The sequence below is a fragment of the Microbacterium sp. CFBP9023 genome, assembly GCF_034045055.1.
Taxonomy (GTDB): domain Bacteria; phylum Actinomycetota; class Actinomycetes; order Actinomycetales; family Microbacteriaceae; genus Microbacterium.
In genome coordinates, this window is record NZ_JAXCWI010000002.1 from 620,676 (window position 1) to 644,952 (window position 24,277).

Annotated in this window: 29 protein-coding genes; 10 read left to right on the forward strand and 19 right to left on the reverse strand. The window is 69.1% G+C overall.

What is annotated here, in order from left to right; genetic code table 11:
* Nucleotides 1–35 precede the first annotated feature (35 nt).
* Both SOM10_RS13550 and SOM10_RS13555 read left to right on the forward strand, forming a co-directional pair.
* On the forward strand, nt 36–626 hold the full coding sequence (locus SOM10_RS13550) for a hypothetical protein (protein WP_320490499.1): 591 nt from the start codon (nt 36–38) through the stop codon (nt 624–626).
* Nucleotides 623–1,603, forward strand: coding sequence for a cation transporter (locus tag SOM10_RS13555; RefSeq protein ID WP_072591753.1), 981 nt, complete (start codon nt 623–625; stop codon nt 1,601–1,603). Before SOM10_RS13550 ends, SOM10_RS13555 begins: the two co-directional genes overlap by 4 nt.
* 115 nt (nt 1,604–1,718) lie before the next feature.
* Here SOM10_RS13555 and SOM10_RS13560 read toward each other — a convergent pair whose 3' ends face one another.
* Together SOM10_RS13560 and SOM10_RS13565 are read right to left on the reverse strand one after the other, a co-directional pair.
* Complete coding sequence (locus SOM10_RS13560; RefSeq protein WP_171821937.1) at nt 1,719–1,880, reverse strand: hypothetical protein; 162 nt, start codon at nt 1,878–1,880, stop codon at nt 1,719–1,721.
* 89 nt (nt 1,881–1,969) lie between these two features.
* A complete protein-coding gene (locus tag SOM10_RS13565) occupies nt 1,970–3,328 on the reverse strand; it encodes a cytochrome P450 (protein ID WP_320490502.1) in 1,359 nt (452 codons plus the stop codon).
* 176 nt (nt 3,329–3,504) lie between these two features.
* Between SOM10_RS13565 and SOM10_RS13570 the strand changes: the two genes are divergently transcribed.
* On the forward strand, nt 3,505–3,942 hold the full coding sequence (locus SOM10_RS13570; RefSeq protein WP_053097622.1) for an SRPBCC family protein: 438 nt from the start codon (nt 3,505–3,507) through the stop codon (nt 3,940–3,942).
* Nucleotides 3,943–4,004: 62 nt separating this feature from the next.
* On the forward strand, nt 4,005–4,829 hold the full coding sequence (locus SOM10_RS13575; RefSeq protein WP_056279562.1) for a CPBP family intramembrane glutamic endopeptidase: 825 nt from the start codon (nt 4,005–4,007) through the stop codon (nt 4,827–4,829).
* 3 nt (nt 4,830–4,832) lie between these two features.
* Here SOM10_RS13575 and SOM10_RS13580 read toward each other — a convergent pair whose 3' ends face one another.
* Nucleotides 4,833–6,017, reverse strand: a complete 1,185-nt coding sequence (locus tag SOM10_RS13580) for an alcohol dehydrogenase catalytic domain-containing protein (RefSeq protein ID WP_320490505.1) — start codon at nt 6,015–6,017, stop codon at nt 4,833–4,835.
* Nucleotides 6,018–6,209: 192 nt separating this feature from the next.
* Here SOM10_RS13580 and SOM10_RS13585 point away from each other — a divergent pair, with 192 nt between their 5' ends.
* Together SOM10_RS13585 and SOM10_RS13590 are read left to right on the forward strand one after the other, a co-directional pair.
* Nucleotides 6,210–6,554 carry a hypothetical protein gene (locus tag SOM10_RS13585; protein WP_053097624.1) on the forward strand — a complete coding sequence of 115 codons (345 nt, stop codon included), beginning with the start codon at nt 6,210–6,212 and terminating at the stop codon, nt 6,552–6,554.
* A 66-nt stretch (nt 6,555–6,620) separates the two neighbouring features.
* Nucleotides 6,621–8,024: a threonine/serine exporter family protein gene (locus SOM10_RS13590; RefSeq protein WP_320490507.1), complete on the forward strand. Its 1,404-nt coding sequence runs from the start codon at nt 6,621–6,623 to the stop codon at nt 8,022–8,024.
* A gap of 19 nt (nt 8,025–8,043) precedes the next feature.
* On the opposite strand, the gene SOM10_RS13595 is transcribed toward SOM10_RS13590, so the two are convergent.
* The 11 genes from SOM10_RS13595 to SOM10_RS13645 form a co-directional block, all read right to left on the reverse strand.
* Nucleotides 8,044–8,388, reverse strand: coding sequence for a cupin domain-containing protein (locus SOM10_RS13595; protein ID WP_053097626.1), 345 nt, complete (start codon nt 8,386–8,388; stop codon nt 8,044–8,046).
* 60 nt (nt 8,389–8,448) lie between these two features.
* Nucleotides 8,449–9,537, reverse strand: coding sequence for an alkene reductase (locus tag SOM10_RS13600; protein ID WP_082297876.1), 1,089 nt, complete (start codon nt 9,535–9,537; stop codon nt 8,449–8,451).
* Between the two features lie 62 nt (nt 9,538–9,599).
* A complete protein-coding gene (locus SOM10_RS13605; protein WP_320490510.1) occupies nt 9,600–10,235 on the reverse strand; it encodes a DUF1684 domain-containing protein in 636 nt (211 codons plus the stop codon).
* A 33-nt stretch (nt 10,236–10,268) separates the two neighbouring features.
* Entirely contained in the window at nt 10,269–10,844 is a 576-nt protein-coding gene (locus tag SOM10_RS13610) for an NADPH-dependent FMN reductase (RefSeq protein ID WP_053097629.1), read from the reverse strand.
* Between the two features lie 92 nt (nt 10,845–10,936).
* Nucleotides 10,937–11,410: a MarR family winged helix-turn-helix transcriptional regulator gene (locus SOM10_RS13615; RefSeq protein ID WP_072591758.1), complete on the reverse strand. Its 474-nt coding sequence runs from the start codon at nt 11,408–11,410 to the stop codon at nt 10,937–10,939.
* An 84-nt stretch (nt 11,411–11,494) separates the two neighbouring features.
* Nucleotides 11,495–12,442 (reverse strand): ABC transporter substrate-binding protein, encoded by a 948-nt coding sequence (locus tag SOM10_RS13620; RefSeq protein WP_053097631.1) that lies wholly within the window; start codon nt 12,440–12,442, stop codon nt 11,495–11,497.
* Nucleotides 12,439–13,209: an ABC transporter permease gene (locus SOM10_RS13625; protein ID WP_320490514.1), complete on the reverse strand. Its 771-nt coding sequence runs from the start codon at nt 13,207–13,209 to the stop codon at nt 12,439–12,441. The genes SOM10_RS13620 and SOM10_RS13625 overlap by 4 nt, the downstream gene beginning before the upstream one ends.
* Nucleotides 13,206–13,940, reverse strand: a complete 735-nt coding sequence (locus tag SOM10_RS13630; RefSeq protein WP_320490516.1) for an ABC transporter permease — start codon at nt 13,938–13,940, stop codon at nt 13,206–13,208. The genes SOM10_RS13625 and SOM10_RS13630 overlap by 4 nt, the downstream gene beginning before the upstream one ends.
* Nucleotides 13,941–14,064: 124 nt before the next feature.
* Nucleotides 14,065–14,520: a MarR family winged helix-turn-helix transcriptional regulator gene (locus SOM10_RS13635; protein WP_053097635.1), complete on the reverse strand. Its 456-nt coding sequence runs from the start codon at nt 14,518–14,520 to the stop codon at nt 14,065–14,067.
* 1 nt (nt 14,521) lies between these two features.
* Nucleotides 14,522–16,243: an MDR family MFS transporter gene (locus SOM10_RS13640; RefSeq protein WP_082297877.1), complete on the reverse strand. Its 1,722-nt coding sequence runs from the start codon at nt 16,241–16,243 to the stop codon at nt 14,522–14,524.
* 107 nt (nt 16,244–16,350) lie between these two features.
* Nucleotides 16,351–17,241 (reverse strand): helix-turn-helix transcriptional regulator, encoded by an 891-nt coding sequence (locus SOM10_RS13645; RefSeq protein WP_230100420.1) that lies wholly within the window; start codon nt 17,239–17,241, stop codon nt 16,351–16,353.
* Nucleotides 17,242–17,343: 102 nt separating this feature from the next.
* Between SOM10_RS13645 and SOM10_RS13650 the strand changes: the two genes are divergently transcribed.
* The gene (locus SOM10_RS13650) at nt 17,344–18,588 is read left to right on the forward strand and encodes a multidrug effflux MFS transporter (RefSeq protein WP_072591763.1); all 1,245 of its coding nucleotides are present in this window, start codon (nt 17,344–17,346) and stop codon (nt 18,586–18,588) included.
* 41 nt (nt 18,589–18,629) lie between these two features.
* Complete coding sequence (locus SOM10_RS13655; protein ID WP_320490744.1) at nt 18,630–19,655, forward strand: zinc-dependent alcohol dehydrogenase family protein; 1,026 nt, start codon at nt 18,630–18,632, stop codon at nt 19,653–19,655.
* 66 nt (nt 19,656–19,721) lie between these two features.
* On the opposite strand, the gene SOM10_RS13660 is transcribed toward SOM10_RS13655, so the two are convergent.
* The 4 genes from SOM10_RS13660 to SOM10_RS13675 all read right to left on the reverse strand — a co-directional run bounded on the left by SOM10_RS13660 (nt 19,722) and on the right by SOM10_RS13675 (nt 21,925).
* Nucleotides 19,722–20,078, reverse strand: coding sequence for a hypothetical protein (locus SOM10_RS13660; RefSeq protein WP_056279548.1), 357 nt, complete (start codon nt 20,076–20,078; stop codon nt 19,722–19,724).
* Between the two features lie 95 nt (nt 20,079–20,173).
* A complete protein-coding gene (locus SOM10_RS13665; RefSeq protein WP_053097639.1) occupies nt 20,174–20,986 on the reverse strand; it encodes a DUF1206 domain-containing protein in 813 nt (270 codons plus the stop codon).
* Nucleotides 20,983–21,657, reverse strand: a complete 675-nt coding sequence (locus SOM10_RS13670) for a phosphatase PAP2 family protein (protein WP_320490521.1) — start codon at nt 21,655–21,657, stop codon at nt 20,983–20,985. Before SOM10_RS13670 ends, SOM10_RS13665 begins: the two co-directional genes overlap by 4 nt.
* A gap of 7 nt (nt 21,658–21,664) precedes the next feature.
* On the reverse strand, nt 21,665–21,925 hold the full coding sequence (locus tag SOM10_RS13675) for a DUF6458 family protein (RefSeq protein WP_053097641.1): 261 nt from the start codon (nt 21,923–21,925) through the stop codon (nt 21,665–21,667).
* A 116-nt stretch (nt 21,926–22,041) separates the two neighbouring features.
* Between SOM10_RS13675 and SOM10_RS13680 the strand changes: the two genes are divergently transcribed.
* Together SOM10_RS13680 and dinB are read left to right on the forward strand one after the other, a co-directional pair.
* The gene (locus tag SOM10_RS13680) at nt 22,042–22,704 is read left to right on the forward strand and encodes an ArsR family transcriptional regulator (protein WP_320490522.1); all 663 of its coding nucleotides are present in this window, start codon (nt 22,042–22,044) and stop codon (nt 22,702–22,704) included.
* A gap of 60 nt (nt 22,705–22,764) precedes the next feature.
* Nucleotides 22,765–23,961, forward strand: a complete 1,197-nt coding sequence (dinB, locus tag SOM10_RS13685; protein ID WP_320490523.1) for a DNA polymerase IV — start codon at nt 22,765–22,767, stop codon at nt 23,959–23,961.
* A gap of 10 nt (nt 23,962–23,971) precedes the next feature.
* Here the strand turns inward: dinB and SOM10_RS13690 are convergent, their stop codons facing one another.
* Nucleotides 23,972–24,265 (reverse strand): hypothetical protein, encoded by a 294-nt coding sequence (locus tag SOM10_RS13690; RefSeq protein ID WP_053097644.1) that lies wholly within the window; start codon nt 24,263–24,265, stop codon nt 23,972–23,974.
* Between the last annotated feature and the right edge of the window lie 12 nt (nt 24,266–24,277).

The window sequence follows — 24,277 nt, forward strand, 5'->3', positions numbered from 1 at the left end:
CCTACCGTACCGGTGGATCACCGTCGTCGAGCGGCATGAGGACACCGACCCCGGCTCACGCCAGCGGCATACTCCGCGCCACATCGGGCGTCAACCCGGTTCTCACCGCCGCCCTGCGGGGGCACCATGGCGTCGTGAACGCATCGACGTGGACTCCCCGCCGCGCGGTCTCGGCCGCAGTGGCGCTGTTGCTCGCCGCCGCACTCTCGGGCTGCGGCCTGACCATCCCGGCCGACCCGGACGGCACTCTCGCGTCGGCGACCGGCGCTGACCTGAGGGTCGGCGTCTCGGCCGATCCCGGGCTGGTCGACACTGATCGGGACACCCCCACAGGAAGCATCGCCGACCTCGTGACAGGCTTCGCCGACAGCATCGACGCCGACATCGACTGGACCTACGGGTCGGAGGAGACGCTGGTCGGGATGCTCGAGCGCGGCGACCTCGACCTCGTTGCGGGCGGCTTCACCTCTGACACCCCCTGGATCGACAAGGCCGGGGTCACCCGCGGCTATCCCGAGATCGACGGAGCCGACGGTCGCGAGATCGTGATGCTGGTGCCGCTCGGCGAGAACGCGTTCCTCAGCGCTCTCGAACGTCACCTCGACGAGGCGGTGGGGTCGCGATGACCGTGCAGCGGATCGGCCGCACCGAGCTGCCGGACGAGCAGCGCGCAGCGCTCCGCCGAGCGATCGGGTGGGAATGGTTCACCATCGCCTACACGTCGGTGACGATCGCGGTGATCGCCCTGGTCGTCGGCAACTCGCAGGCGATGCGCACCGCGTGGATCGAGGACATGCTGTCGCTGATCCCGCAGATCGCCTTCCTCGTCGCGCTGATCTTCATCCGCAAGCGCCCCTCGGTCAAGCATCCCTACGGCCTGCACCGCGTGATGGGAATCGGACACCTCGTGGCGGGCGTCGCCCTGCTGGCGGTCGGACTCAATCTGGCGGTCGAAGCGGTGACCGGGCTCATCGCCCGCGAGCACCCGACCATCGGCACGGTGCAGCTGTTCGGGCAGACGATCTGGCTCGGCTGGCTGATGGTCGCCGTGATGGCCGTGGTCATCGTCGGCCCGGTGTTCTTCTACGGACCGGCGAAGGCGAAGCTCGCGCCCGTGCTGCACAACAAGCTGCTCTTCGCCGACGCCGACATGGCCAAGGCCGACTGGCAGACCACGGTCGCCTCGATCGTCGGCGTCCTCGGTGTGGGTGCCGGCGTGTGGTGGCTCGACGGCGCTGCGGCTCTCGTGATCTCGCTCGGGATCGTGTGGGACGGCTGGCGCAACACCAAGACCGCCGTGATCGATCTCATGGACCAGCGCGCCAGGACGTACGACAGCAAGCACCCGCATCCGCTCGCCGGTGACGTGATCTCGACCATGCGCTCCCGCCCCTGGGTCACGGAGGCGGGAGTGCGGATGCGGGATCAGGGGCAGGTCTTCCACATCGAGGCGTTCGTCGTGCCGCATCGCGGAAAGGTGTCGATGGGCGACGTCACCGACCTCGCGACGCGCATCACCGACCTCGACTGGAAGGTGCAGGATGTGGTCGTCGTCCCGGTGGAGGAGCTCCCCCAGGGCGTCGACACGTCGGGCCGTGACTGACCTCGCTCGGAGCGAGACCCCGGACGGCAGGACGCCCACCGCACCAGTTAGGGGGAGTCCGTGCGGCGGGCGCCGTAGCCGGTCGCTCGGGGCGACCGGCCGCTCTCGGCAGGCGTCAGAGGTCGTCCTCGTCGTCGCCGTCCTCCGAGCCCGCGGCGTCCGGATCGTTCGGGACCGGGTCCTCGGACTGCTGACGCGGCGCGAGCTCGTCGGGGATCATCGGCGTCTCGTCCGCCTCGGATCGCCCGTCGTCGGGGGTGGATTCGATGTCTGACATGGTGCTCCCTTCGTCGGTGTGCGCAGTCCGGTCAGCATGCCGGGACGGAGCAGCCGATGCGCGCCCCTTGACAGAACGCGTTCACCCACTCAGTGGAAGGGGCACCCACGGGACGCGGATGCCGATGACGACGCCGATACGGATGCCGCCGAGCGCACCGCACCGCCGGACCGCGGCTTGGTGGGCAGCCGACGCCGGTCGACGTCGAGCCCTTCGTCGAGGATCCGCAGGTCGGGGTCGCTGAGCACCGTGATCGCCGCGGCCAGCCCTGCGATCGCGAGCTTCTCGCCCGGGCAGCGGTGCCCCGTCGGGACGTCGGCGCCACCATGAGGAACGAATGCGGCGAGCGCTTCGTAGTCCTCGATGTCACGGAAGCGCTCGGGGTCGAAGCGCTGGGGACGCGCCCAGAAGCGGTCGTCCGTGTTGGTGCCCTGCAGGTCGAGGACGACGCGTCCTCCGGCATCCACCGTCTGACCGTCGATCTCGATGTCCGCGGTGGCCCAGCCGGGAAGCATCGGCACGAAGGGAGAGGTGCGACGGATCTCCTGCGCGAACATGATCGACAGCGGTCCGCCGACGAGCGACCCGCGCTCGACGGCCTCGGCGGCGATGCGCTCGCGCCAGTCGGGACGCTCGTGCAGCTCCTTCGCGGCGAAGGCCACGAACCGGGCGACTGCGATCATCGGACGGATGCTGTTCTGCAGCTCGACACCGGCGACGCGCGCCGGGAGCAGCTCGCCGTCCTCGTCGCGGTGATGCGCCCACACCTCGAGCGCCGTGCCCGATTCGGCGCGCAGCGAGCCGTGCCGCACCGCCTCGATGAGCCGAGCGGAATGACGGTCCGACCACCACCGGTTCGCCAGGGCGGCGATGTACACCGGCGAGTACGGCGAGCCGAAGCCGTCGACGATCTGGGCGAGCCGCGCCGCCCATCGGGTCTGGGCCGCCGGCGTGCCCGGCACACCCGCCCAGCCCATGATCGCCCGGCCCAGCGCGCCGACGGCCGCGTCGTAGGCGCTGCGGGTGCCGCCGTCGAGCCACGCCCGGCGCTCGCTCTGCCATTCGCGCTCGAGCCAGGGCGTGAGTCGTGCGACCTGCTCGTCCTCATAGAGGGCGCCGACGAAGGCGGCTTTGCGGTGCCGGTGGGCTGTGCCGTCGAGGCTGTGCACGGAGCCGTGCCCGAACAGGCTCTCCTGCACGATCGCGGGCATGGCTCCGGAGCGCGCGATGCGGGTCTCGTCGTAGAAGAGCTCGACCCCCTCCACTCCCCTGACGAAGACCGCGTCACTGCCGAGCAGCCGCATCGGCGCCGATCTCGCACCCGGCGGCACCCGTCGCCAGATCCGTGCCCCGAACCCGTAGCCGCGGGTCAGCAGGGTGGGAGCGTCGTCCTGTGCCAGTGCGCCGAGCTTTCGCGCCGCACGCGCGGGGATGTCGATGAGTGCCATGCTGCGACGTTCGCAGAGACGTGGTCGCCGAACCAGGGGGAGGCGCGAGCGGGGCCTCTGTGCTAGTGCCTCACTCGTGCCGCGCGACCCGCACTCCCCCACGCGCGGTCGTCAACCCCCTGTCTGCGAATCGGAAGCCACGCGATCATCGTCACGACGCGAGAGGAGTTCCCGACATGGCGAAGAACGTGCGCACGATGGACTGTCAGCCCGACGATGTCTTCCGGGTGCTGGGCAACGGTTGGCTGTACCCGGCGTGGGTGGTGGGCGCCTCGCGCATGCGCGACGTCGATGAGTCGTGGCCGCAGCCGGGCGCTGAGCTGCATCACTCGGTCGGCGTCTGGCCCGCTCTGCTCGACGACACGACCGTGGTGGAGGAATGGTCGCCTCCGAACCGCATGGTCATGCGCGCGAAGGGTTGGCCGATCGGCGAGGCCCGCGTCACTCTGCGGGTGCGGTCGTATGACGGCGGCACGATGGTGCGCATCGACGAGGAACCCGTGAACGGCCCCGCCACGCTGCTGCCCGGTCTGCTGACCGCTCCCCTGCTGCGCTGGCGCAATTCCGAGACCCTGCACCGCCTCGCCTACCTCGCGGAGGGGCGCGCGTCCTGACCCGCTCCTGCCCATATATTGGGTTGTGAGCCGCGACCTCCGCGGATGCGGAGGGATGCACGATGACTGATGTGACGCAGTCCGCCTGGCGACGCTTCTGGGAACAGGGCGGATGGTGGCGGGCCGTCATCCTCGTGGTCGTCTACTTCGTGCTCTACAACGGGCTGTCGCTGCTGTTGACCCCGTTCGCGGCTCAGATCGAGGATCCGCAGAGCGCGGCGGGGATCCTCGTGTTCTACGCGATCCCGGTTCTCGTCGGCTGCCTGCTGCTCATCGGCTTCGCGGCATCCGTCGGCTGGCTGGGTGAGATCTTCCGTCCGCAGCCGATCCGCGGACGCGGATGGATGTGGATCGCGGTCGCCGTCGTGCTCCTCTTCAACGTGCTCCACCTGTTCGCCATCGACTACGGAGCGGCCGGATTCGAGGTCGTCGCGACCTGGCTCCTCGCCGGACTGTTCATCGGCTTCGCCGAGGAGGTGCTGACGCGCGGCCTCGTGGTGAACCTGCTGCGCAAGGCGGGTCAGCGCGAGCTCGTCGTCGCGGTGATCTCCTCGGCCCTGTTCGCCCTGCTCCACGCCGGCAATCTGCTCACCGGCCAGTCCCTGTTCGCGACCCTCATCCAGCTGGCCTACACCTTCGCGTTCGGCATCTGCATGTATCTCGCGATGCGCGTGACCGGGACCATCGTCGCGCCGATCCTGCTGCACGCCAGCACCGACCCGAGCATCTTCCTGCACACGACCTACCCGGCGGAGAGCGCGTTCGGCTCGATCGCGAACCTCGGCAACATCGTGGTGATCGTCGTCGGCGTGATCTGCCTGTTCTTCATCCGCGGTCGCGTCGAGCAGACGCAGGCGGCGGCCCCGGGTGTCGGGGCCGCCGCCTGACCCTCACGCGGCAGACGGTCGCAGCACGACCTTGATGCAGCCGTCCTCCTTGCGCTGGAAGGTGCGATAGAGCTCCGGCGCATCCTCGAGCGGGGCATCGTGGGTCATCAGATCCATCACGCCGAGGGGGTCGGAGAGGTCTTCGACGAGCGGCATCAGATCGTCGGCCCAGCGCTTCACGTTGCACTGGCCCATACGGATGCCGATCTGCTTGTCGAACAGGGTCTTCATCGGCAGGATGTCGGCATCGCCCGCGTAGACGCCGCTGAGCGACACCGTGCCGCCCCGGCGCACGACGTCGATCGATGCGTACACGGCGGCGAGTCGGTCGATCCCGGCCTTGTCGAACACGGCGCGGGCGGCCGGATCCGGCAGCAGTCCGACGGCCTTCTGCACGAGGGCGACGCCGGCGTTGCCGTGCGCCTCCATGCCCACGGCGTCGACCACGGAGTCCGCGCCGCGTCCGTCGGTGAGGTCGCGCAGCTCGGCCACGACGTCATCCGTGAGGTCGAAGACCTCGACTCCGTGGCGTGCCGCCATCTCCCGGCGTTCCGCGACAGGGTCCACGGCCAGCACCCGGTATCCGCGGTGCGCTCCGATGCGGGCTGCGAACTGCCCGACGGGGCCGAGCCCCATCACCGCGAGCGTCCCGCCCTCCGGCACATTCGCGTACTCCACACCCTGCCAGGCCGTCGGCAGGATGTCGCTGAGGTACAGGTACCGCTCATCGGGGAGATCGGACGCGATCCTGATGTGGTTGTAGTCGGCGAGCGGGACGCGCAGGTATTCGGCCTGCCCGCCCGGCACCTGGCCGTAGAGCTTGGTGTAGCCGAACAGCGCGGCGCCGCTGCCGTACTCCTTCACCTGCGTCGTCTCGCACTGCGACTGCAGGCCGCGCAGGCAGAAGAAGCAGTGCCCGCACGAGATGTTGAAGGGGATGACGATGCGATCGCCGACCGCGAGGTCGCGCACACCGCTGCCCACCTCCACCACGACCCCCATCGGCTCGTGGCCGAGGATGTCGCCCTTGTCGAGGAACGGTCCGAGCAGTTCGTAGAGGTGCAGGTCCGAACCGCAGATCGCCGAGGAGGTGATCCGGACGATCGCATCGGTCGCGTGCTCGATGGTCGGATCCGGTACCTCCTCGACCGCCACGTTGCGCGTTCCCTGCCAGGTGAGTGCCTTCATCGTCATCCTCCTCGTTACGTGTCGAACGGCCACCCTCCATCGACGGCGCGCGAAGGGACAGAGGGTTGACAGGCGGTTCCTGAACGTTTGACAGGCGCGGTGCACATCGGAATATGGGAAACTGGATCCACCATCGGTGATCATTCGATACGCCTCGTCTCGCGGGCACTGTGGCGTACTGGGGAGATCATCATGGGCAAATTCATCTACGAGGGCACCGTCAAATCGGACATCGAGGACAGGGCGCTCACGCACCTGCAGCTCGTGATGACGGCGAAGCTCAGGAGAGGCGAGCCCTTCTCGTTCTCCTGGCGCGAGGACATGGCTGTCGGCGGCGGTCGGACGACTGTCTGGGTGCACGCCGGCAGCTCCCTCGTCTTCAAGTACAGCGGGAGCCGTCAACCGCAGATCAACCGCGCGTGGATCGAAGCGCTGGCATTCACGGCGAACGCCCCCGGCGGTCTGCGCCTGGTGAGCGAGCCGGCCGAAGGCACGGCGCCGCCGGTCGAGCGCGTCGAGGTTCCGGCGCAGGCCTGACGGATCTTCTCCTCCCCAGTCCTCGCGGCGTCGGATGCACCGGTCGGGAGGAGGAAGAATGGGATCGTGTCCCCGAATCCCCAGCGGCGACTGCTCGCCTCCGTGCGCAGGATCCTGCACACCGACCCCTCATCCGTCGCCCACACCGAGGCGATGCCGATCATCGACGAACGCACCGTGCCGCGTGTGCTCGACCTCGCGACCCGCATCGGCGAATCGATGTTCGGGGTCGGCGCCTCGGCGCACGAGGTCACGCTGGCCATCACCCGCATCTGCGCCGCGTACGGCATGCGGGACGTGCAGGTCGATGTCACCTACAACTCGATCACGGTCTCGTTCCACCTGAGCGGCGAGGTCTGGCCCGAGACGCTCGTGCGGGTCGTGCGCGTCGCCGCACCCGACCACGCCAAGCTGCAGAGAGTGCAGGCCCTGGTCGCCGACATCGACGACGGACTGGATCTCGAATCGGCCCGCTCGACGTTCCGTGCCCTGCGGCGCGTGCCCTTCGGCTACCAGCAGCCGGTGGTCATCGTGGCACGAGCGCTGCTCGCCGTCGGAGTGAGCATCATGCTCGGGGCCTCGCCGCTCATCGTCGGGCTCACGTTCATCGCGGCGCTCTGCGCGGCGTTGACCCAGGCCGGCCTCGCGCGCGTGCGCGTTCCGCTGTTCTTCAGTCAGATCGCCGGAGGGTTCGTCACCACGGTCGTCGCGGTCGCCGTCTCGGCCCTCGGGGCCGCCGGCATCGAGCCCTTCGTCGGCATCCGACCATCGATCATCGTCGCGTCGGGAATCGTGCTCATGCTCGCCGGACTCACCGTGGTGGGGGCCGCGCAGGATGCGATCGACGGATTCGCGCTCACCGCAGGCGGACGCATCCTCGATCTGACGATGCAGACGCTCGGAGTCGTGATCGGCATCCTCGTCGGCCTCGAACTCGGCAGCGTGCTCGGCTTCACGATGGGTCTGCCCGATGACCCGGCCCCGTTCGGTCCGCTCCTGAACCAGTTCGCGGGGGCGATCATCATCGCGATCGCCGTCGCCGTGTTCAACGGCGCGGGTCTTCGGATCATCCTCGTCAGCGCGCTGCTCAGCGCCGTCACCATCGCCGGCTATTCGACGATGGTCGGTCTGAACCTGCATCCGGCTGCGGCGAGCGCGATCGGCGCCCTGCTCGCGAGCTTCATCGGGATGCTGATCGCGGTGAAGCTGCACGTCCCGTCGGTCGCGGTCACCACGGCCGCGATCGTGCCGCTCGTGCCCGGTGTCGCGGTGTTCCAGGGCCTGCTCGAGATGATCCACGCGGCAGGGTCGACATCCGGGGTCGTCGGCATCGGCGGCTCTCTGGTCGATGCCGCGGTGATCGGAATCGCACTGGCTTCGGGCGCATCGCTCGGCCTGTATCTGGGAACGCCCGTGCGCGCCACCCTCAGCAGCGTCGCGAAGAACCGGGCGCGGGTCGTCCGGCGCTGAGCCGAACGACGCGCGCGCCTCAGACCTGGGGTCCGAGCGCGCCGCCGCCGGGCTCCCCCGCGGCGTCGCCCTTCAACTCGACGAGGATGGTGTGCGTCGACGTCGCCCCCGTGTTCTCTCCCCAGTGGCGTTGGGCCGGCAGCCAGACGGCCTGACCCGCGGTCAACGACGTGTCGAAGGTGCGCTCCCCCGCTGACAGACGGCGCGAGAAATCGCTGAGGGTCACCATCACGCTGTTCGGATGATCGTGAGGAGTCGTGCGGTCGCCCGGCTCATCCGTGTACTCGAGCACGCGCACGAGATCGTTCTCCCAGAGCGTGCGGTAGTGATCGGGGTTGGTGACAGTGGGATCGTCGGTGACCATGCGGTCACAGTACGCCCCGATATTCCGCGCCGACAGGGGTACTTCGCGCAGCCGCGCGCGTCAGGCGTCGGCGCGCACGGTCTCGAGCGACGGGTAGTCCGTGTATCCCTCGGCCGTGCGTCCGTAGAACAGCGCAGGGCGCGGCTCGTTGAGCTCGGCGTCCTGACGCCAGCGCTCGACGAGGTCGGGGTTCGCGATCACCGGACGACCCGCTGCCACGGCGTCGGCCCATCCCTCCGAGACGAGCATCTCGGCCTCGTCGCGGGTGGTCTGCGCGGCGAATCCGGAGTTGACGATCAGCGGGGCGCCGGCCGTGCGGCGGATGCGCTGCACGAGCTCGCTGGTCGGCACGGCACTGAGCACGTCGATGAATGCGAGGCCGAGCGGTGCGAGGCCCTCGGCGACGGCGAGGTAGGTGGCGAGTGCGTCGGCGTCGTCCTCCTCGAGGACGCCCTGGATGTTGTGCTGCGGCGACAGACGGATGCCGGTGCGGTCGGCCCCGACCGCCTCAGCCACCGCCGACGTGACCTCGATCGCGAACCGCGCGCGGTTCTCGGGCGATCCGCCGTACTGATCGTCACGGATGTTCGACACCGGCGAGAGGAACTCCTGCACGAGGTAGCCGTTCGCGCCGTGCACCTCGACGCCGTCGAAGCCCGCGGCGATCGCGTTGCGTGCGGCCTGGACGAACTGCTCGACGACCATCGGGATCTCGTCGAGCGTGAGAGCGTGAGCGACCGGCATGTCGACCTTGCCGACCGGGGTGTGCGTCTGGCCGGGGGCGGCGAGCGCGCTCGGGCCCACGACACGCGGCTCACCGGAGATCTCGGGGTGCGAGACGCGGCCGCCGTGCATCAGCTGCATGACGATCGTGCCGCCGGCCTCGTGCACGGCGTCGGCGATCCGCCGCCATCCGTCGATCTGCGCGGGAGTGACGATGCCGGGCTGCCCGGAGTACGACTTGCCCTCGGCAGCCGGCCACGTGCCCTCGGAGATGATGAGACCCTGGCCCGCGCGCTGGCGGTAGTACTCCACCATCGTCTCGGTGGGCACACCGTCGTCGTCCGCACGGGTGCGGGTGAGCGGCGCCATGACGACGCGGTTGGACAGCGGGAGGGCGCCGAAGACGGCCGATTCGAAGAGGGTCACGCTCAGGGACAAGCGCCCTGGGGTGCCGAGTATTCCCCTGCGGAGATATGCAGACCGGATGCTCAGTGGGCGACGCGGCCGTACATCTCCCCCACGGGCACCGCGACCTCGAGCACATTGCCCGGCTGGGCGAGCGGGCAGGCCCACGCCGGGTCGTAGGCGCACGAGGGGTTGTAGGCGAAGTTGAAGTCGAGCACGATCGTGCCGCGCTCGGCATCCGACCCGAGGTCGGCGCCCTTGATCGTGTCGATCAGATAGCGGCCGCCTCCGTAGGTTCCGCCCGGACGACCGGCGAGAGCGTCGCGCACGGGGATGAAGATCCCGCCGCCGTAGGTCGTCAGACGCCACACGTCGAGCGACCCGGTGTCGGGGACCTCGACCCTGCCGATGCGCTCGAAGGGAACCACGCCGTCGGTGCCGGTCGCGAACTCGAAGCCCCCGGGCTCGGCCTCGAGGATCGGCAGCTCGAAGCGCCACTGCGGATCGTACGACGCGATCGGGAGCCCTTCGAACAGCGGTCGATCGTCGGCCATCAGCGGGGTCGCCGCATGGTGCAGCAGCAGGTCGTCGCGCTCGATGCGCCAGAGCTCGTGCGCGTCTTCGGCGGAGTCCGCCCGACGCACGGCGTCGTAGAGGGCGAAGACACGGCGTCGCCAGTCGACGACCTCTGCGGCGGTGCGGGCTTTCGTGAGCGTCATGTGGTTCAGGCTACGCGGCTCGCGCCCCCGGGTTCACACGTCGGTGTCGCGCGGCAGCACCGTGAGCACGCGTTCGATGTGGTCTCGGAACTCGACCAGGTAGTCGCGGAGGAAGGTCGCGGTGCCCTCGTTGTGGACCGTCCCGTCATCGGCGAAGGTGTCGGGCGAGAACTGGATGTAGGCCTCGGGCGCCGTCATCTGACGGGCGTTGCAGAAGCTCAGCACCCCGCGCAGGCTCTGCTGGGCGACCGCCGTGCCGATCGCGCCCACCGAGGCGCCGATCACCGCGGCGGGGATGTGGTCGAAGGAGTTCTGCCCCCACGGCCGCGACGCCCAGTCGATCGCGTTCTTGAGGCCGCCGGGGATCGAGCGGTTGTACTCGGGCGTCACGAAGAGCACCGCATCAGCCGAGGCGATGGACTCCTTCAGATCGACGGCCACCGCGGGGTAGTCGGCGTCATAGTCCTGGCTGTAGAGGGGGAGGTCTCGGATCGGGATCTCGAAGAACTCGAGATCATCCGGCGCCAGCCTGATCAGCGCCGTCGCGAGGATGCGGTTGATCGAGGTGGACGAGAGGCTTCCGACGAAGTATCCGACCCTGTATGCCATGACTGTTCCTCATTCCCGTAGTCGTGAGATCAGTCTCGTCCGGGCTCGCGTCTGCGTCCAGCCCCCGTGGCGAACGGTCCGCCGCCTTCGGCTCAGTCGCCGAAGGCGGCGAGCAGCTCCGCGAAGTGGTCGAGATCCTCGGCCGTCCAGCGGCGCAGCCTCTCGCCGAGGCGCTCTTCGTACCGAGCGCGGGCGAGGGCCACCCGCTCCTGCGCCAGCTCCGTGGCGACGAGCACCCGCGCGCGGCGATCGTCCGGGTCGGGGACGCTCTCGACGAGACCGAGCTGCTCGAGCTGGCGCACGTGCCGACTGACGGCCGATTTGTCGGTCTGCAGCCGCTCGATGATGGCGCCGGCCGAGGTCGCCTTGCCGGTGGCGATCGACGTGAGCACCTGGTATCCGAGAGGCTGCAGGTCGGGATGCACGGTGGTCGCGGCTTCGCGCCAGCTCACCCGGATGCGGGCGAAGAGCCTGCCCAGCTCGTGCTCGACCCTCGAGATCGCCTGATCGAGGTCAGGGGTTGCGGCGCCGTCTATCGGGGCGACTTCGTCGGACGAGGCACTCATGCTCGCCAGCTTACGATGAAGCCCCGCCGGCGCTGTGCCGGCGGGGCTTCGATCACATCACCGACTCGCGATCCGTCCGCACGATCACTTGTCGAGCAGACCTGCGGTGGTGAGCCATTCTTCCGCCGCGGTCGCAGCCGACGCCTTCTCGTCGCCCTCGACCCGTTCGCGCAAGTCGATCAGGTCGTCGGTGGTGAGCTTCGCGGAGATCGCATTGAGCACCTCGGCGAGCTTGTCGGTGTAGATGTCCTTCGAGAGCAGCGGGATGACGTTCTGCGCCGAGATCATGTTCTCCGGGTCCTCGAGGACGACGAGGTCCTCTGACTTGATCGCCGGCGACGTCGTGTAGATGTCGGCCACCTGCACCGTGCCGTCGACGAGCGCCTGCACCGTGTCGGGACCGCCGAAGTCCTCGTACGGGACGAACGTGACCTGTCCCGCTTCGACGCCCACGCCGTAGACGTCGCGCAGCCCCGGGATCCCGTAGCCGAGTTCGCCGAACTGCGGGTTCGACGCCAGGGAGAACGGCTCGAGCGCCTTCAGGTCTCCGATGGCCGTCAGGTCGTTGTCCTCGGCCGTCTTCTTCGTCACCACGTAGGCGTCCTTGTCCTCGGCCTCGGCCGAGTCGAGCACCTGCAGGTCGTCCGCGCCCACCGCATCCGGCAGCGCCGCATCGACGTCCTCGGTCGTCCGCTCCTCGTACGCCGTGTCGTAGTACGCCAGCAGGTTGCCGTTGTACTCCGGGATGAGGTTGATGGACCCGTCCTGCAGCGCGGGGATCGTCTGCTGGCGCGGACCGATGTTGAACTTGGTCGAGACGTCGAAGCCCTCGGCCTCGAGCGCCTGCGCGTAGATCTCGCCGAGGATCTCGCTCTCGGGGAAGGCGAAGGAGCCCACGACGATCGCGTCGCCCTCGGCGGCGTCACCGCCCGAGGACGTCGGGTCGGCGGTCGCGCAGCCGGCGAGCGCGACGGTGGTGCTGACGGCGAGCAGGCAGGCCGTCAGCCAGGTCTTACGGGCTCGAGAGGTCATGCGGGGGTCCTTTCGTCGACGATCGGCGCCACAGCGGCATCCGACCTGTTTCGCTGCACACTGCGGAGGGGACGGCTCGTCTGCCCCCGAGTACGGGTGAGGCGCTGGAGGAGCGCGAAGACGCCGTCGACGCTCAGCGCGAGAACGGTCACCAGGAGCGCCCCGCCGAGGATCACGGTGTAGTCGTTGAGGCCGATGCCCGACGAGATGATCCGCCCGAGGCCGCCGAGTCCGACGTACGACGCGATCGTCACGGTCGCGATGACCTGCAGCGTGGCCGAGCGGATCCCGCCGATGATCACCGGCAGCCCGAGAGGGATCTCGACCTTGCGGAGGATCTGCATCTCGGTCATCCCGATCGCGCGCGCCGCATCGATCGACTCGCGGCTGACGCTCTCGAGCCCGGCGTAGGCGCCGGCGAGCAGCGACGGGATCGCCAGCAGCACGAACGCGACGACGGAGCCGACGAGCACGGCCGGAGTGGTGCTGAGACCGGAGCGCAGCACCATCGTCAGGAAGAACAGGAGCCCGAGCGTCGGGAGAGCGCGCATCGCACCGGTGAAGCCGATCACGAACTGGCGACCGCGCCCGGTGTGCCCGATGTAGAAGCCGAGCGGCAGAGCGATCAGCATCGCGATGACGAGCGAGACGCCCGAGTAGATGAGATGCTCGACGAGTCGGTCGCCGATGGGCAGCGGGCTCTGCGAGCCCGGCACCCAGTTGGCGGGGTCGAGGATCCAGGCGATGGCGTCGAGGAAGAAGTTCATCGGACACCGGCCCCCGGGGGCGCGAGCACTCGACGGGTGCTGACACTGTCGGTCGCGGGGTCGGAGTCGGTCGGGTCGCCGCTCGTGCCGCGCACGCCGGCGGCGCGGCTCCAGGGCATGAGGACCCGCCCGATCGCCACGAGGATCAGGTCGAAGACGAGAGCGATGAGCAGGCTCATGACGATCCCGACGACGACCTCCTCGAGGATGCCGCGCTGCTTGCCGTTCTGGAAGAGGTAGCCGAGATTCTCCGAGCCGATGATCACGCCCACCGAGACGAGGGCGATGGTCGACACGGAGACCACGCGGAGGCCGGCGATCAGCACGGGCCCGGCGAGAGGGAACTCGACGCGCCACAACCGGCCGCTGCGCGAGAAGCCGATGGCCTTCGCCGACTCGATGATCGACCGATCGACCGATCCGAAGGCGTCGGTCGCCGAGCGCAGCATGATCGCGACCGCGTAGATCGTCAGCGCCACGACCAGGTTCGTGTCATCGAGGATCCGGGTGCCGAGGATGACCGGCAGGATGACGAAGAGCGGCAGGGACGGGATCGTGTAGAGCAGGCTGCCCGTCGTGATGATGAACGTCCGGGCGACGCGATTGCGGCTGGCCACCCAGCCCAGCGGCACCGCGATCAGGAAGCCGAGGATGATCGGGATGATCGCCAGACGCACGTGATTGATCGTCAGATCGACGATCAATCCGAGGTTGGAGGCGATCCAGTTCATCCGAAGTACCGTTCTTTACGGTCTTGGGACGCCGAATCGCGAAGTCAAGACATTCGACTGAACCACAGAATATCGCTCTCGACAACCCGGGCCGACACGTCGCGTGATCGGCCCGGGCTCTCGCTCAGACCTCTGAGAGCAGACGGAACACCTTGGATGCCGCGTGGATCTCGTCCTGCGTGAGCTCGGCCACGACCGTGCGCAGGCGCGAGGCGTGGTCGCTGCGCAGCTCGGTGAGGGCGGAGCAGGCCGACGGCGTCGCCGTCAGGACCCGCAGCCGGCCGTCACGCTCGTCCGGCCTCGACTCGATCAGGCCCAGCTCCTCGAGCATCCGCACCTGGCGACTGATGACGGACTTGTCCATCTCGAAGCGCTCGGCGAGCTCGTGAGCGCTGGCGGAGCCCGCCCGATCGATGAAGGTCAGCAGCTTGTAGCCGCCCACCTGCAGCTCGGGGTCGATGCGCGCCGCCGACTCCCTCCAGAGCGTCCGAGTCCTCGCGAAGATGAGGTTCAGATGCGTCTGGAGGTCGCCGAGGGCGGTGTCGACGTCGGCGGGCGCCGCCGCTTCGGAGGTGACCATGTCAGCGCCCCGACTCCCGCTCGTCGCGCTCGAGCACGGTCGTCACCGAGCCGGTCGAGGGTGAGGCGGACTCGGTGCCCGAGATGCGGATGGCTCCGGTCGACATGGTGGCGCCGACCTCGGCCTCGGAGACCTCGAGAACGGACTCCTCGGCCTGCTCGCGCAGCTGCTCGGCGGCGTTCTTCGTCGACAGCGGCTTGTTCTTGATGAACGCGATCGCGATGATGGCGATCACTGCGAGCGGGATGGCGATGATGAACGCATCCGCGATGCCGTGGCCGTAGGCTCCCTCGACGATCGTGCGGATCGTGTCGGGCAGCTGCGTCACCTTGGGCACATCGCCGGAGGCGAGGTGCTTCAGCGCGTCGATCTCATCGGGCGTCGTGGGAGTGAATCCCTCGAGCGCGTCGGAGATGTAGTTGCCGACGCTGGTCGAGAGCGAGGCGCCCATGACCGTCACGCCGATGGTGCCGGCGATCGTGCGGAAGAAGTTGACGTTCGACGAGGCGGCGCCCAGCTGCTGCGGCGCGGTGTCGTTCTGCACGATGAGCGTGAGGTTCTGCATGACCATGCCGAGACCTGCGCCGAGCACGAACATGTAGGTCGCGACCAGCGGGAACGGGGTGTCGTAGCGCAGGGTCGCCATCAGGCTGACGCCGATCGTGGTCAGCACGGAGCCCGTGAGCATCCATCCCTTCCACTTGCCGAAGCGGCTGACGAGCTGGCCGATGATGATCGACGCACCCATCTGTCCGACGATCATCGGGATCGTCATGAGGCCGGACTCGGTCGGTGTGGCACCGCGAGCGAGCTGGAAGTACTGGGCGAGGAACACCGAGGTCGCGAACATCGAGACGCCGATGGCGATCGACGCGATGACCGACAGCGTGAAGGTGCGGTTGCGGAACAGCGACATCGGCACGATCGGTTCCTTGACGAAGAACTCGACGGTGATGAACGCGGCGATCGCGACACCCGCGGTGACGGCGAGCATGATGCTGGTCGAGGAGTCCCAGTCGAACTGGCTGCCGCCCATCGAGACCCAGATGAGCAGGGTCGAGACGCCGACCGCGAGCAGCACGATGCCGAAGTAGTCGATCGACACCTTGCGGTCGCGCTGGGGCTTGGGCAGGTGCAGGGTGAACTGCAGCAGCACGAGGGCGAGGATGGCGAAGGGCACTCCGACGAAGAAGTTGGAGCGCCAGCCCCAGACGTCGGTGAGGAGTCCGCCGAGCAGCGGGCCGCCGATGGTGCCGAGGGCCATGATTCCGCCGACGACGCCCATGTACTTGCCGCGCTCGCGCGGCGAGATGATGAGGGCGACCGCGATCATCACGAGCGACATCAGTCCGCCGACGCCGATGCCCTGGATCACGCGGACCGCGATGAGCATGTTGGTGTCGGTCGAGAAGCCGGCGATCACGGTGCCGACCGTGAAGATGATCAGCGACAGCTGCACGAGGATCTTGCGATCGACGAGGTCGGCGAGCTTGCCCCAGATGGGGGTCGAGACGGCGGTCGCGAGGAGGCTGGCGGTGATGACCCAGGTGTACTGCGACTGGGTGCCGCCGAGGTCGGCGATGATGACCGGCATGGAGGTCGACACCACGGTGCCCGAGAGCACGGCGACGAACATGCCGACGACGAGGCCCGAGATCGCGGTGAAGACCTCGCGAGGCGAGCGCACCGCGTCGCCTGAGGAGGTGGGTGAGATGTGTGTCACAGTGGAGAGCTCCTGTGTAGAAAGTTGACAAGAGTCAACTATACGCCTATTGGTTGCGAAAGTGCAACTGTAGACCGGAGGCAACCATCTGTCGATGGAGTGGGACGCTAGCCGCGGCTCTCGTCCTTGGTCGGCTCGACGACGCGCTGGTCCAGGGACCACGACGCGAGCAGCGCGAGACGCTCGGCCGAGGGCGAGCCCGGCTCGGCCGAGTAGATCAGCAGCACGTTGCCCGGCTCGGCGGTGATCGCGAGCTCCTCGTACGCCAGGGTCAGCTCGCCGACGAGCGGATGCCGGAATCGCTTCGTGCCGGCGCCGTGGATGCGCACATCGTGCGCCGCCCACAGCCGGCGGAACGTCTCGCTGCGCGTCGACAGCTCGCCGACGAGATCCTGCAGACCCTTGTCGTGCGGATCCCGCCCGGCTTCGGCTCGCATGATCGCGACGCACATCTCGGCGAAGAGATCCCAGTCGGGATAGAAGTCGTGCGCTGCCGGGTCCAGGAACTGGAAGCGCGCGAGATTCGGGGTGCGGCCGCCGTCGCCGATCACCGGCGAATAGAAGGCTCGGGCGAGATCGTTCGTGGCGACCAGGTTCTGGTGGGGGTCGCGGACGAACGCGATCGCATCGGTGATCGACGACAGCGCCCACTGCAGGCTGGGTCGTGCAGCCCCGGGCTTCGCCGACCGGCGACGCGAGCGGCCGCTCGACGGGATGCCGTCGGCGGCGCGGGCGAGATCGAGCAGATGCGCGCGCTCGGCGTCGTCGAGTCGAAGGGCTGACGCGAGCGCGTCGAGCACCGCGGCGGAGGCGCCGGCGATCGCGCCGCGCTCGAGCTTCGCGTAGTACTCGACGCTGACTCCGGCGAGCGCTGCGGCCTCACTGCGCCGCAGGCCGGCGACACGTCGGTTCCCGCCGGCCGGGATGCCGACCGACTCGGGCGCGACGCGCGCGCGGCGGGTCATCAGGAACTCGCGGACCTCGGATCTGTTGTCCATGCTCAGGACGCTACCCCCGACCGTGCTTCGCAGGAAGGTTCTCGCAGTACACCCCTCGACAGGGACTCCCTCGGAGCACCCGACAGGCGCAGAGTGGACAGCATGACATCCGCAGCCCGCCCCTCCGTCGACCGGGTGCTCCCCGCCCTGCTGCTTCTGCTGACCGTCTTCGGGCCGATCTCGATGGACCTCTATCTGCCCGCTCTTCCGGCTCTCACGGCAGCGCTGGGCGCCGCCACGTCGGTCGCGCAGCTCACCGTGACCGCCTGCCTCATCGGTCTGGCGGCCGGTCAGCTCATCGCCGGGCCGGTGTCGGATCGATACGGCCGCCGCGGCGTCCTGCTCATCGGCATCGTGGCGTACATCGTCACGTCGATGCTGTGCGCGATCAGTCCGACGGTCGAGCTGCTGATCGCCGCCCGATTCGTGCAGGGACTCGCCGGCGGCGTCGGCATCGTGATCGCACAGGCGGCCGGGCGTGACGTCTTCTCCGGCGGGACGCTGATCCGCTTCTACGCGCGGCTCACCGTCGTCGGCGGCTTCGCGGCGATCGTCGGCCCGCTGCTCGGGGGCCTCCTCAACACGATCATCGACTGGCGGGGACTCTTCGTCTTCCTCGCCGTCATCGGCGCCGCCATCCTGATCATCGCGCTCGCGCGGTTCGGGGAGACCCTGCCGATCGAGGCACGGACGACCGGCGGTCTGACCCGCACCCTGAGCGACTATCGGACGCTCCTGCGAGACCGCGTCTTCGTCGGCGCCGTCCTGAATCAGGGGCTGATGTACGCCGCGCTCTTCGCCTACCTGTCCGGCGCGACGTTCGTGCTGCAGGACATCTACGGCCTGTCGCCCCTCGGCTACGCCCTCGCGTTCGGCGCGAACTCCGCGGGATTCATGGTCTTCGGCCACCTGGCCGGCCGATTCTCCGAACGAGGGCACGTGCACGCCGTCCTCGCCGCCGGTGTCGTGGTCGCGACCGCCGGCGCTCTCGGCCTGCTCGCCGCCGGACTCACGACGATGCCGCTGTGGGTCGTGCTCGCGTCGCTGTTCGCCCTCGCCGCGGGCGTCTCCATCTCGTCTCCCCCGGCCACCACCCTCGCTCTGGTCGGATACCCGCAGATCGCCGGCACCGCCTCGTCGCTTCTCGGGATGGTGCGGTTCGGCTTCGGGGGTATCGCCGCCCCGCTCGTCGGCGTCGCCGGTGCCTTGAGCATCCTGCCGCTCGGCGTGGTCACCGTCTCCGCGACCGTGCTCGCGGCCGTCACCCTGGTGCTGATCGGCACCGCACGCGGGCGCACGCCACGGCACTCGCCGCACACGACCTCATCCGCCGCCCTCACCCACTGAAGGAGAACATCATGAGCACGGACACCGTCAGCACCCGCACCATGCGCGCCGTCGTCATGCACGCCCCCGGAGACGTCCGCGTCGAGGAGGTCCCCCGCGCTTCCGTCGTCGAGCCGACGGATGCGGTCATCCGCGTCACCGCCGCCTGCATCTGCGGCTCGGACCTCTGGCCCTACCGGGGCATCGAGCCGGTGGACCACCCCACACCGATGGGTCACGAGTACATCGGCGTCGTCGAGGAGGTCGGCGACGAGGTCCGTGACATCGCGGTCGGCGACTTCGTCGTGGGATCGTTCGTCGCGTCCGACAACACGTGCGAGATCTGCCAGGCGGGATTCCAGTCGCGCTGCATCCACCAGGTCATGATGGGCGGCGTCGGCACCCAGTCCGACTACGCCCGCATCCCTCTCGCCGACGGCACTCTCGTCACCGTCGAGGGCGATCCGACCCCCGCGCAGACGCGCAGCCTGCTCGCGGCATCCGACGTCTTGGGCACCGGATGGTTCGCCGCCGTGGCCGCCGAGGCGGGGCCGGGCAAGACCGTCGCCGTGGTCGGCGACGGAGCCGTCGGCCTGCTCGCGATCCTCGCGGCCAGGCAGCTCGGAGCCGAGCGGGTCATCGCGATGTCCCGCCACGCCGACCGTCAGGCTCTGGCGACGAAGTTCGGGGCCACCGACATCGTCGAGGAGCGCGGCGACGCAGGCGTCGCGAAGATCAAGGAGCTCACCGGAGGGTACGGCGCCCACTCCACCGTCGAGGCGGTCGGCACCCAGGAGTCGATGATGCAGGCGATCCACGCCACGCGTCCGGGCGGACACGTGGGGTACGTCGGCGTGAGCCACGGCGTCGAGCTCGACGGCCTGGACCTGTTCTTCTCGACCGTCAGCCTTCTGGGCGGGCCGGCTCCGGTGCGCCGCTTCCTGCCCGAGCTGATCGACCTCATCATGACCGATCAGATCGATCCGGGGGCCGTCTTCGATCTGACGCTGCCGATCGAGCAGGCGGCCGAGGGCTACAGGGCCATGGACGAGCGCCGCGCCACCAAGGTGCTGCTCACCACCGACTGATCAGAACCCCCGACGACGGCGGGCGCCTTTCTCGTGCCCTCCGCCGTCGGCGAAGGAACCTCGCGGTCAGCGTGCCGTCGCGGCCGAGCCGTCGAGGTCGAGGTCCACATCGACGTACCAGTCGCTGTGGCCGCCGTGCTCTCCCGAGTCCGGAGAATCGGGATAGAGGCGGTGCGCCTGCAGCTTCGCCGCGTGCTCGCTGAAGTCGGGCTCGTCGTCATCGAACTCGTGCGGCCCGACCAGCAGGTCGTTGCCCACGCCGATCACGAGGTCGGCGCAGTCCTCGCGCCCGCCGACGAGGATGGGGATCTCGACGGCGTCGGCCTCCCCCTCTTTGGCGACGGCTGCGGCGAGAGTCACGAGAGAGTCCGCCACGTCATCCGTGGTCACCAGCTGCTGGCCTGCGTACGAGACGATCTTCATGGATACATCCTGGCCGACTCGGCCGATCTGCAGCGCAGGGTTGCGCGGCGGCGCACGGTTCGATATGCGGGCGAAGCCCGACCGGCGGGGTCAGCTCACATCCGGGCGTAGCGGGCGCGGGCGAAGCAGAACAGGCCGTACAGAGCGAGGCCTGCACCGACCACCCACAGGATGACGGCGCCGAACGGGAGTCCGGCCAGAGCGCGCAGCGCCGAGTCCAGGCCGCCGGCGGTCTCGGGGTCATGCGTGAGCGCCGCGATGACGAACAGCACACCCGCGACCCCGACCGCGATGCCCTTGGCGACATAGCCGGCCGTTCCGAAGGCGGCGATGCCGGATCGCGCTTTTCCGGACGGCACGGACAGATGCTCCATGAACGCGCGAGTGATGCCCCGGACGACGAAGGCGACGCCGACGGCCGCCACTCCGAGTCCGACGAGCACGAGGAGCACGACGCCGGCCGGCACCGCGAGCAGCTTCGCGCTGAACGACTGGGAGGATTCGGACGACTGCGACTGGCCCCCGAGCGCATAGACCAGAGCCGTCGCGCCGATCGCGAGATAGGCGACAGCCGTGCCGAGGAACTTCGCCCGGTGCGCCCACTTCTTCTTCGCGTCGGGATCGCGCTCGACGACCGCCTCGGCGATCTGCCAGATCGCGAGAGCGAGCAGGCCGAGCACGATCAGCCACAGCAGGAACACGCCGGCGGGAGACTCCTGGATCTGCTGCATGGCACCGCCCTGATCGGCGTTCTCGCCGCCGCCGCCGGTCGCGATCGAGATCGCGATGCCCCCGATGAGGATGTGCAGGATGCCGAGCACGACGTAGCCGACGCGCGCGAGGACGCGGAAGGCGGTCGAGTCCTGGGCGGCTCTCGCGGTGGAGGCGGCCGAGTCGCGAGTGTTCATGGATTCACGGTGCTTTCGATCGGTTCTTCGGAGGTGTCGGGAGTGGGGGTCGCAGACGCGAGGCGCCGCGCACGGATCGCCTCCATGCAGGCCCAGACGAATGTCGCGACGGCGGCGCCCTCGAGCAGTCCCGCGACGACGTCGCTGAGCCAGTGGGCGTGCAGGTAGGTGCGGCTCCACATCATGAGGAGCACCCACACGACGCCCACGACCCAGACCCATCGACGACGGAGCACGAGTGCGAGGACGACCACGACGGTCGTGGCGACAGCCGTATGCCCGGATGGGAAGGACGTCGCGACGCTCTCGGCGAGCGAGTCCGCCGGTCGCGTGCGCCCGATCACTGCCGCCATGGTCGCGCCGATCGCCACGACGGCGACCATCGCGATCGCCAGCGTCGCGGCATCCCACCGCCGACCGCGCCAGATGAGCGCAGCGATCAGCAGCGCTCCGACGACGATCATGCCGATGGTGCCGCCGACCACTGCCGGGACCCAGGCGACGACGACCCAGATGTCGCTGGTCAGCGCGACCATGAGGTCGTGCCACCAGACGTCGATCGCGAGCGGCTCGTGACCGCCGAGGGCGACCACCGCCCGCAGCACGACGAAGGCGAGGGTCGCTGCGACACCGACGACGATCGCGCCGGTGCCGCGCTGCACCTCGGTCACGCCGACATCAGGCGAGGGGCTCGTTGTCGCGCATGCTGCGACGGGTCACGCGGTCGCCGGTCGCCGGGTCGACGGCGGTGCGGTCGACGGTCTCGGTGCGACGGCTGCGCATCGTGAGGATGAGGCTGATCAGGAAGACGACGACTCCTGCGCCCATGAGGATGTAGCCGATCAGATCGAGATCGACGTAGCCGCCGGTGTCGATGTTGAGTGCGAAGACCAGGATCGCTCCGATGACGAAGAGCGCGATGCCGCTGCCGATGCCCATATGTCCATTCCTCTCCGAGACCGCGTCCGCGGTCTCGCGACGACCAGAATATAGTCAACACCGATTGAGTCAATACCCGTGGACACGTCCGTCATCCCGTGATATGGATGGGAACGATGACTGATCTCGAACGCCGCGTGGCGATCTTCGCCGCACTCGCCGATCAGACGCGCCTGCGCATCGTCGACCTGCTCACCCTCGGCGACCTCTCGTCGTCGGAGATCGGCACGACGCTCGACCTGAGATCGAACCTGATCGCCCACCATCTCGGCGTCCTCGAGTCCGCGCGCATCATCACGCGCACGCGCTCCGAGTTCGACAGGCGGCGCAGCTACATCGGGCTCCGCCCCGAGGTGTTCGACACGCTCGCACCGCCGAGCGTCGCTCCCCCGCGCCGGGTGCTGTTCGTGTGCACCGCGAACTCGGCCCGATCGCAGCTCGCCGAGGTCATCTGGCGCGACGTGAGCGCGATCGACGTGGCCTCCGCCGGCACCCAGCCCGCCTCCGCGGTGAACCCCCAGGCGCTGGCGACAGCCGAACGCCACGGGCTGATCATCGACCCGGCCCGGCCACCCCGCCACGTCGACGAGGTGCGCACCGACGACGACCTGGTGATCACGGTGTGCGACGACGCGCACGAGCGGATGCTCACGGGCGACGACCTGCACTGGTCGGTGCGGGATCCTGCAAGGGTCGGCACGGCCGCCGCCTTCGAGAGCGCCTTCGACACGCTCTGCCAGAGGATCCGCGCGCTGTCGTCGCGGCTGATCGCGGCCTGACAGCCCCGGCCCGGATGTCCCCGGCCCGTGCGACGATCTGCACGTCGACGGGAGAACACGATGCGGGGCGAAGCCACCGTGCTGCACGCCGATCTCGACGCGTTCTACGCCTCGGTCGAGCAGCGCGATGCGCCTGCTCTGCGCGGCCGGCCCGTCATCGTCGGCGGAGGCGTGGTGCTGGCGGCGAGCTATGAGGCCAAGGCCCGAGGGGTGCGCACTGCGATGGGCGGCCGCCAGGCGCTCGAGCTCTGCCCGGATGCCGTCGTCGTCCCGCCGCGCATGGAGGCGTACTCGGCGGCGAGCAAGGACGTGTTCGCGATCTTCCGCGACACGACCCCGCTCGTGGAGGGCCTCTCGATCGACGAGGCCTTTCTCGAGGTCGGTGGGCTGAGGCGCATCGTCGGCACCCCCGAAGAGGTCGCAGTGCGGCTGCGGGATCGGGTGCGCACCGAGGTCGGCCTCGCCATCTCGGTGGGCGTGGCGCGCACCAAGTTCCTCGCCAAGGTCGCCAGCGCGGTCAGCAAACCCGATGGGCTTCTCGTGGTCGAACCCGACCGGGAAGAGCAGTTCCTGCTGCCGCTGCCGGTCGAGCGCCTGTGGGGCGTCGGGGCGGTGACGGCCGAGAAGCTGCACCGCTACGGGGTGCACACGGTCGGTCAGCTGGCGGAGCTCGAGCCGGCGACGGCCGAGCGGGTGCTGGGCAAGGCTGCGGGCTCGCACCTGCACGCCCTCTCCCGCCTGCGCGACCCGCGCCCGGTCGACACGACCCGGCGCCGCGGCTCGATCGGCTCGCAGCGCGCCCTCGGCTCGCGCGCCCGCACAGCGGACGAGCTCGACCTCTTCCTCACGCAGATCATCGACCGGCTCGCCCGCCGGCTCCGCGACGGCGAGCGCGTCTGCCGCACGGTCGTGCTGCGCCTTCGCTACGGGGACTTCGCCAAGGCGACCCGATCACGCTCTCTCCGAGTGCCGACCGATCGCACCGCGATCCTGCTCGACGTCGCGCGGACGCTGCTCGCCGCGGCCTGGCCCGAGATCGAGGCGCGGGGCATCACCCTCATCGGGATCTCGCTGTCGCAGCTCGACCGCGCCGAGAACGCGCCACCCGAACTGCCGATCGACTGGGGCGACGACGAACGACTCGACACGGTGCTCGACACCCTGCGCGGTCGCTTCGGCGCGGCATCCGTCTCGCGCGCCGCTCAGCTGGGGCGCGACCCGGGGTGGTCGAGTCCGATCCTCCCCGAGCACGAGTGAGCGCTCGACGTCAGAGCTGGTCGAGCACCAGTTCGCCGCGCGAGTTCAGCTGATCCATCATGTGGGCGACCCGTTTGGGGTCGATCGCGGGCATCGTCGGATCATCGAACTCGAGCACCAATGGGATGCTGGGGTGCACCCAGATGGTCATGCGGCCGGACGATGCCTCGGGCTTCGAGAGCCAGGTCATCATGAAGCTCTCATTGCGGCGCAGCTTCGTGCCGATCACGATCTTCACGTGCGCCAGAGTGGCGTCCTCGATCTCGATCGCGGGCCGCGAGCTGTTGTACTCCAATTTCCCCATGATGAGAACTGT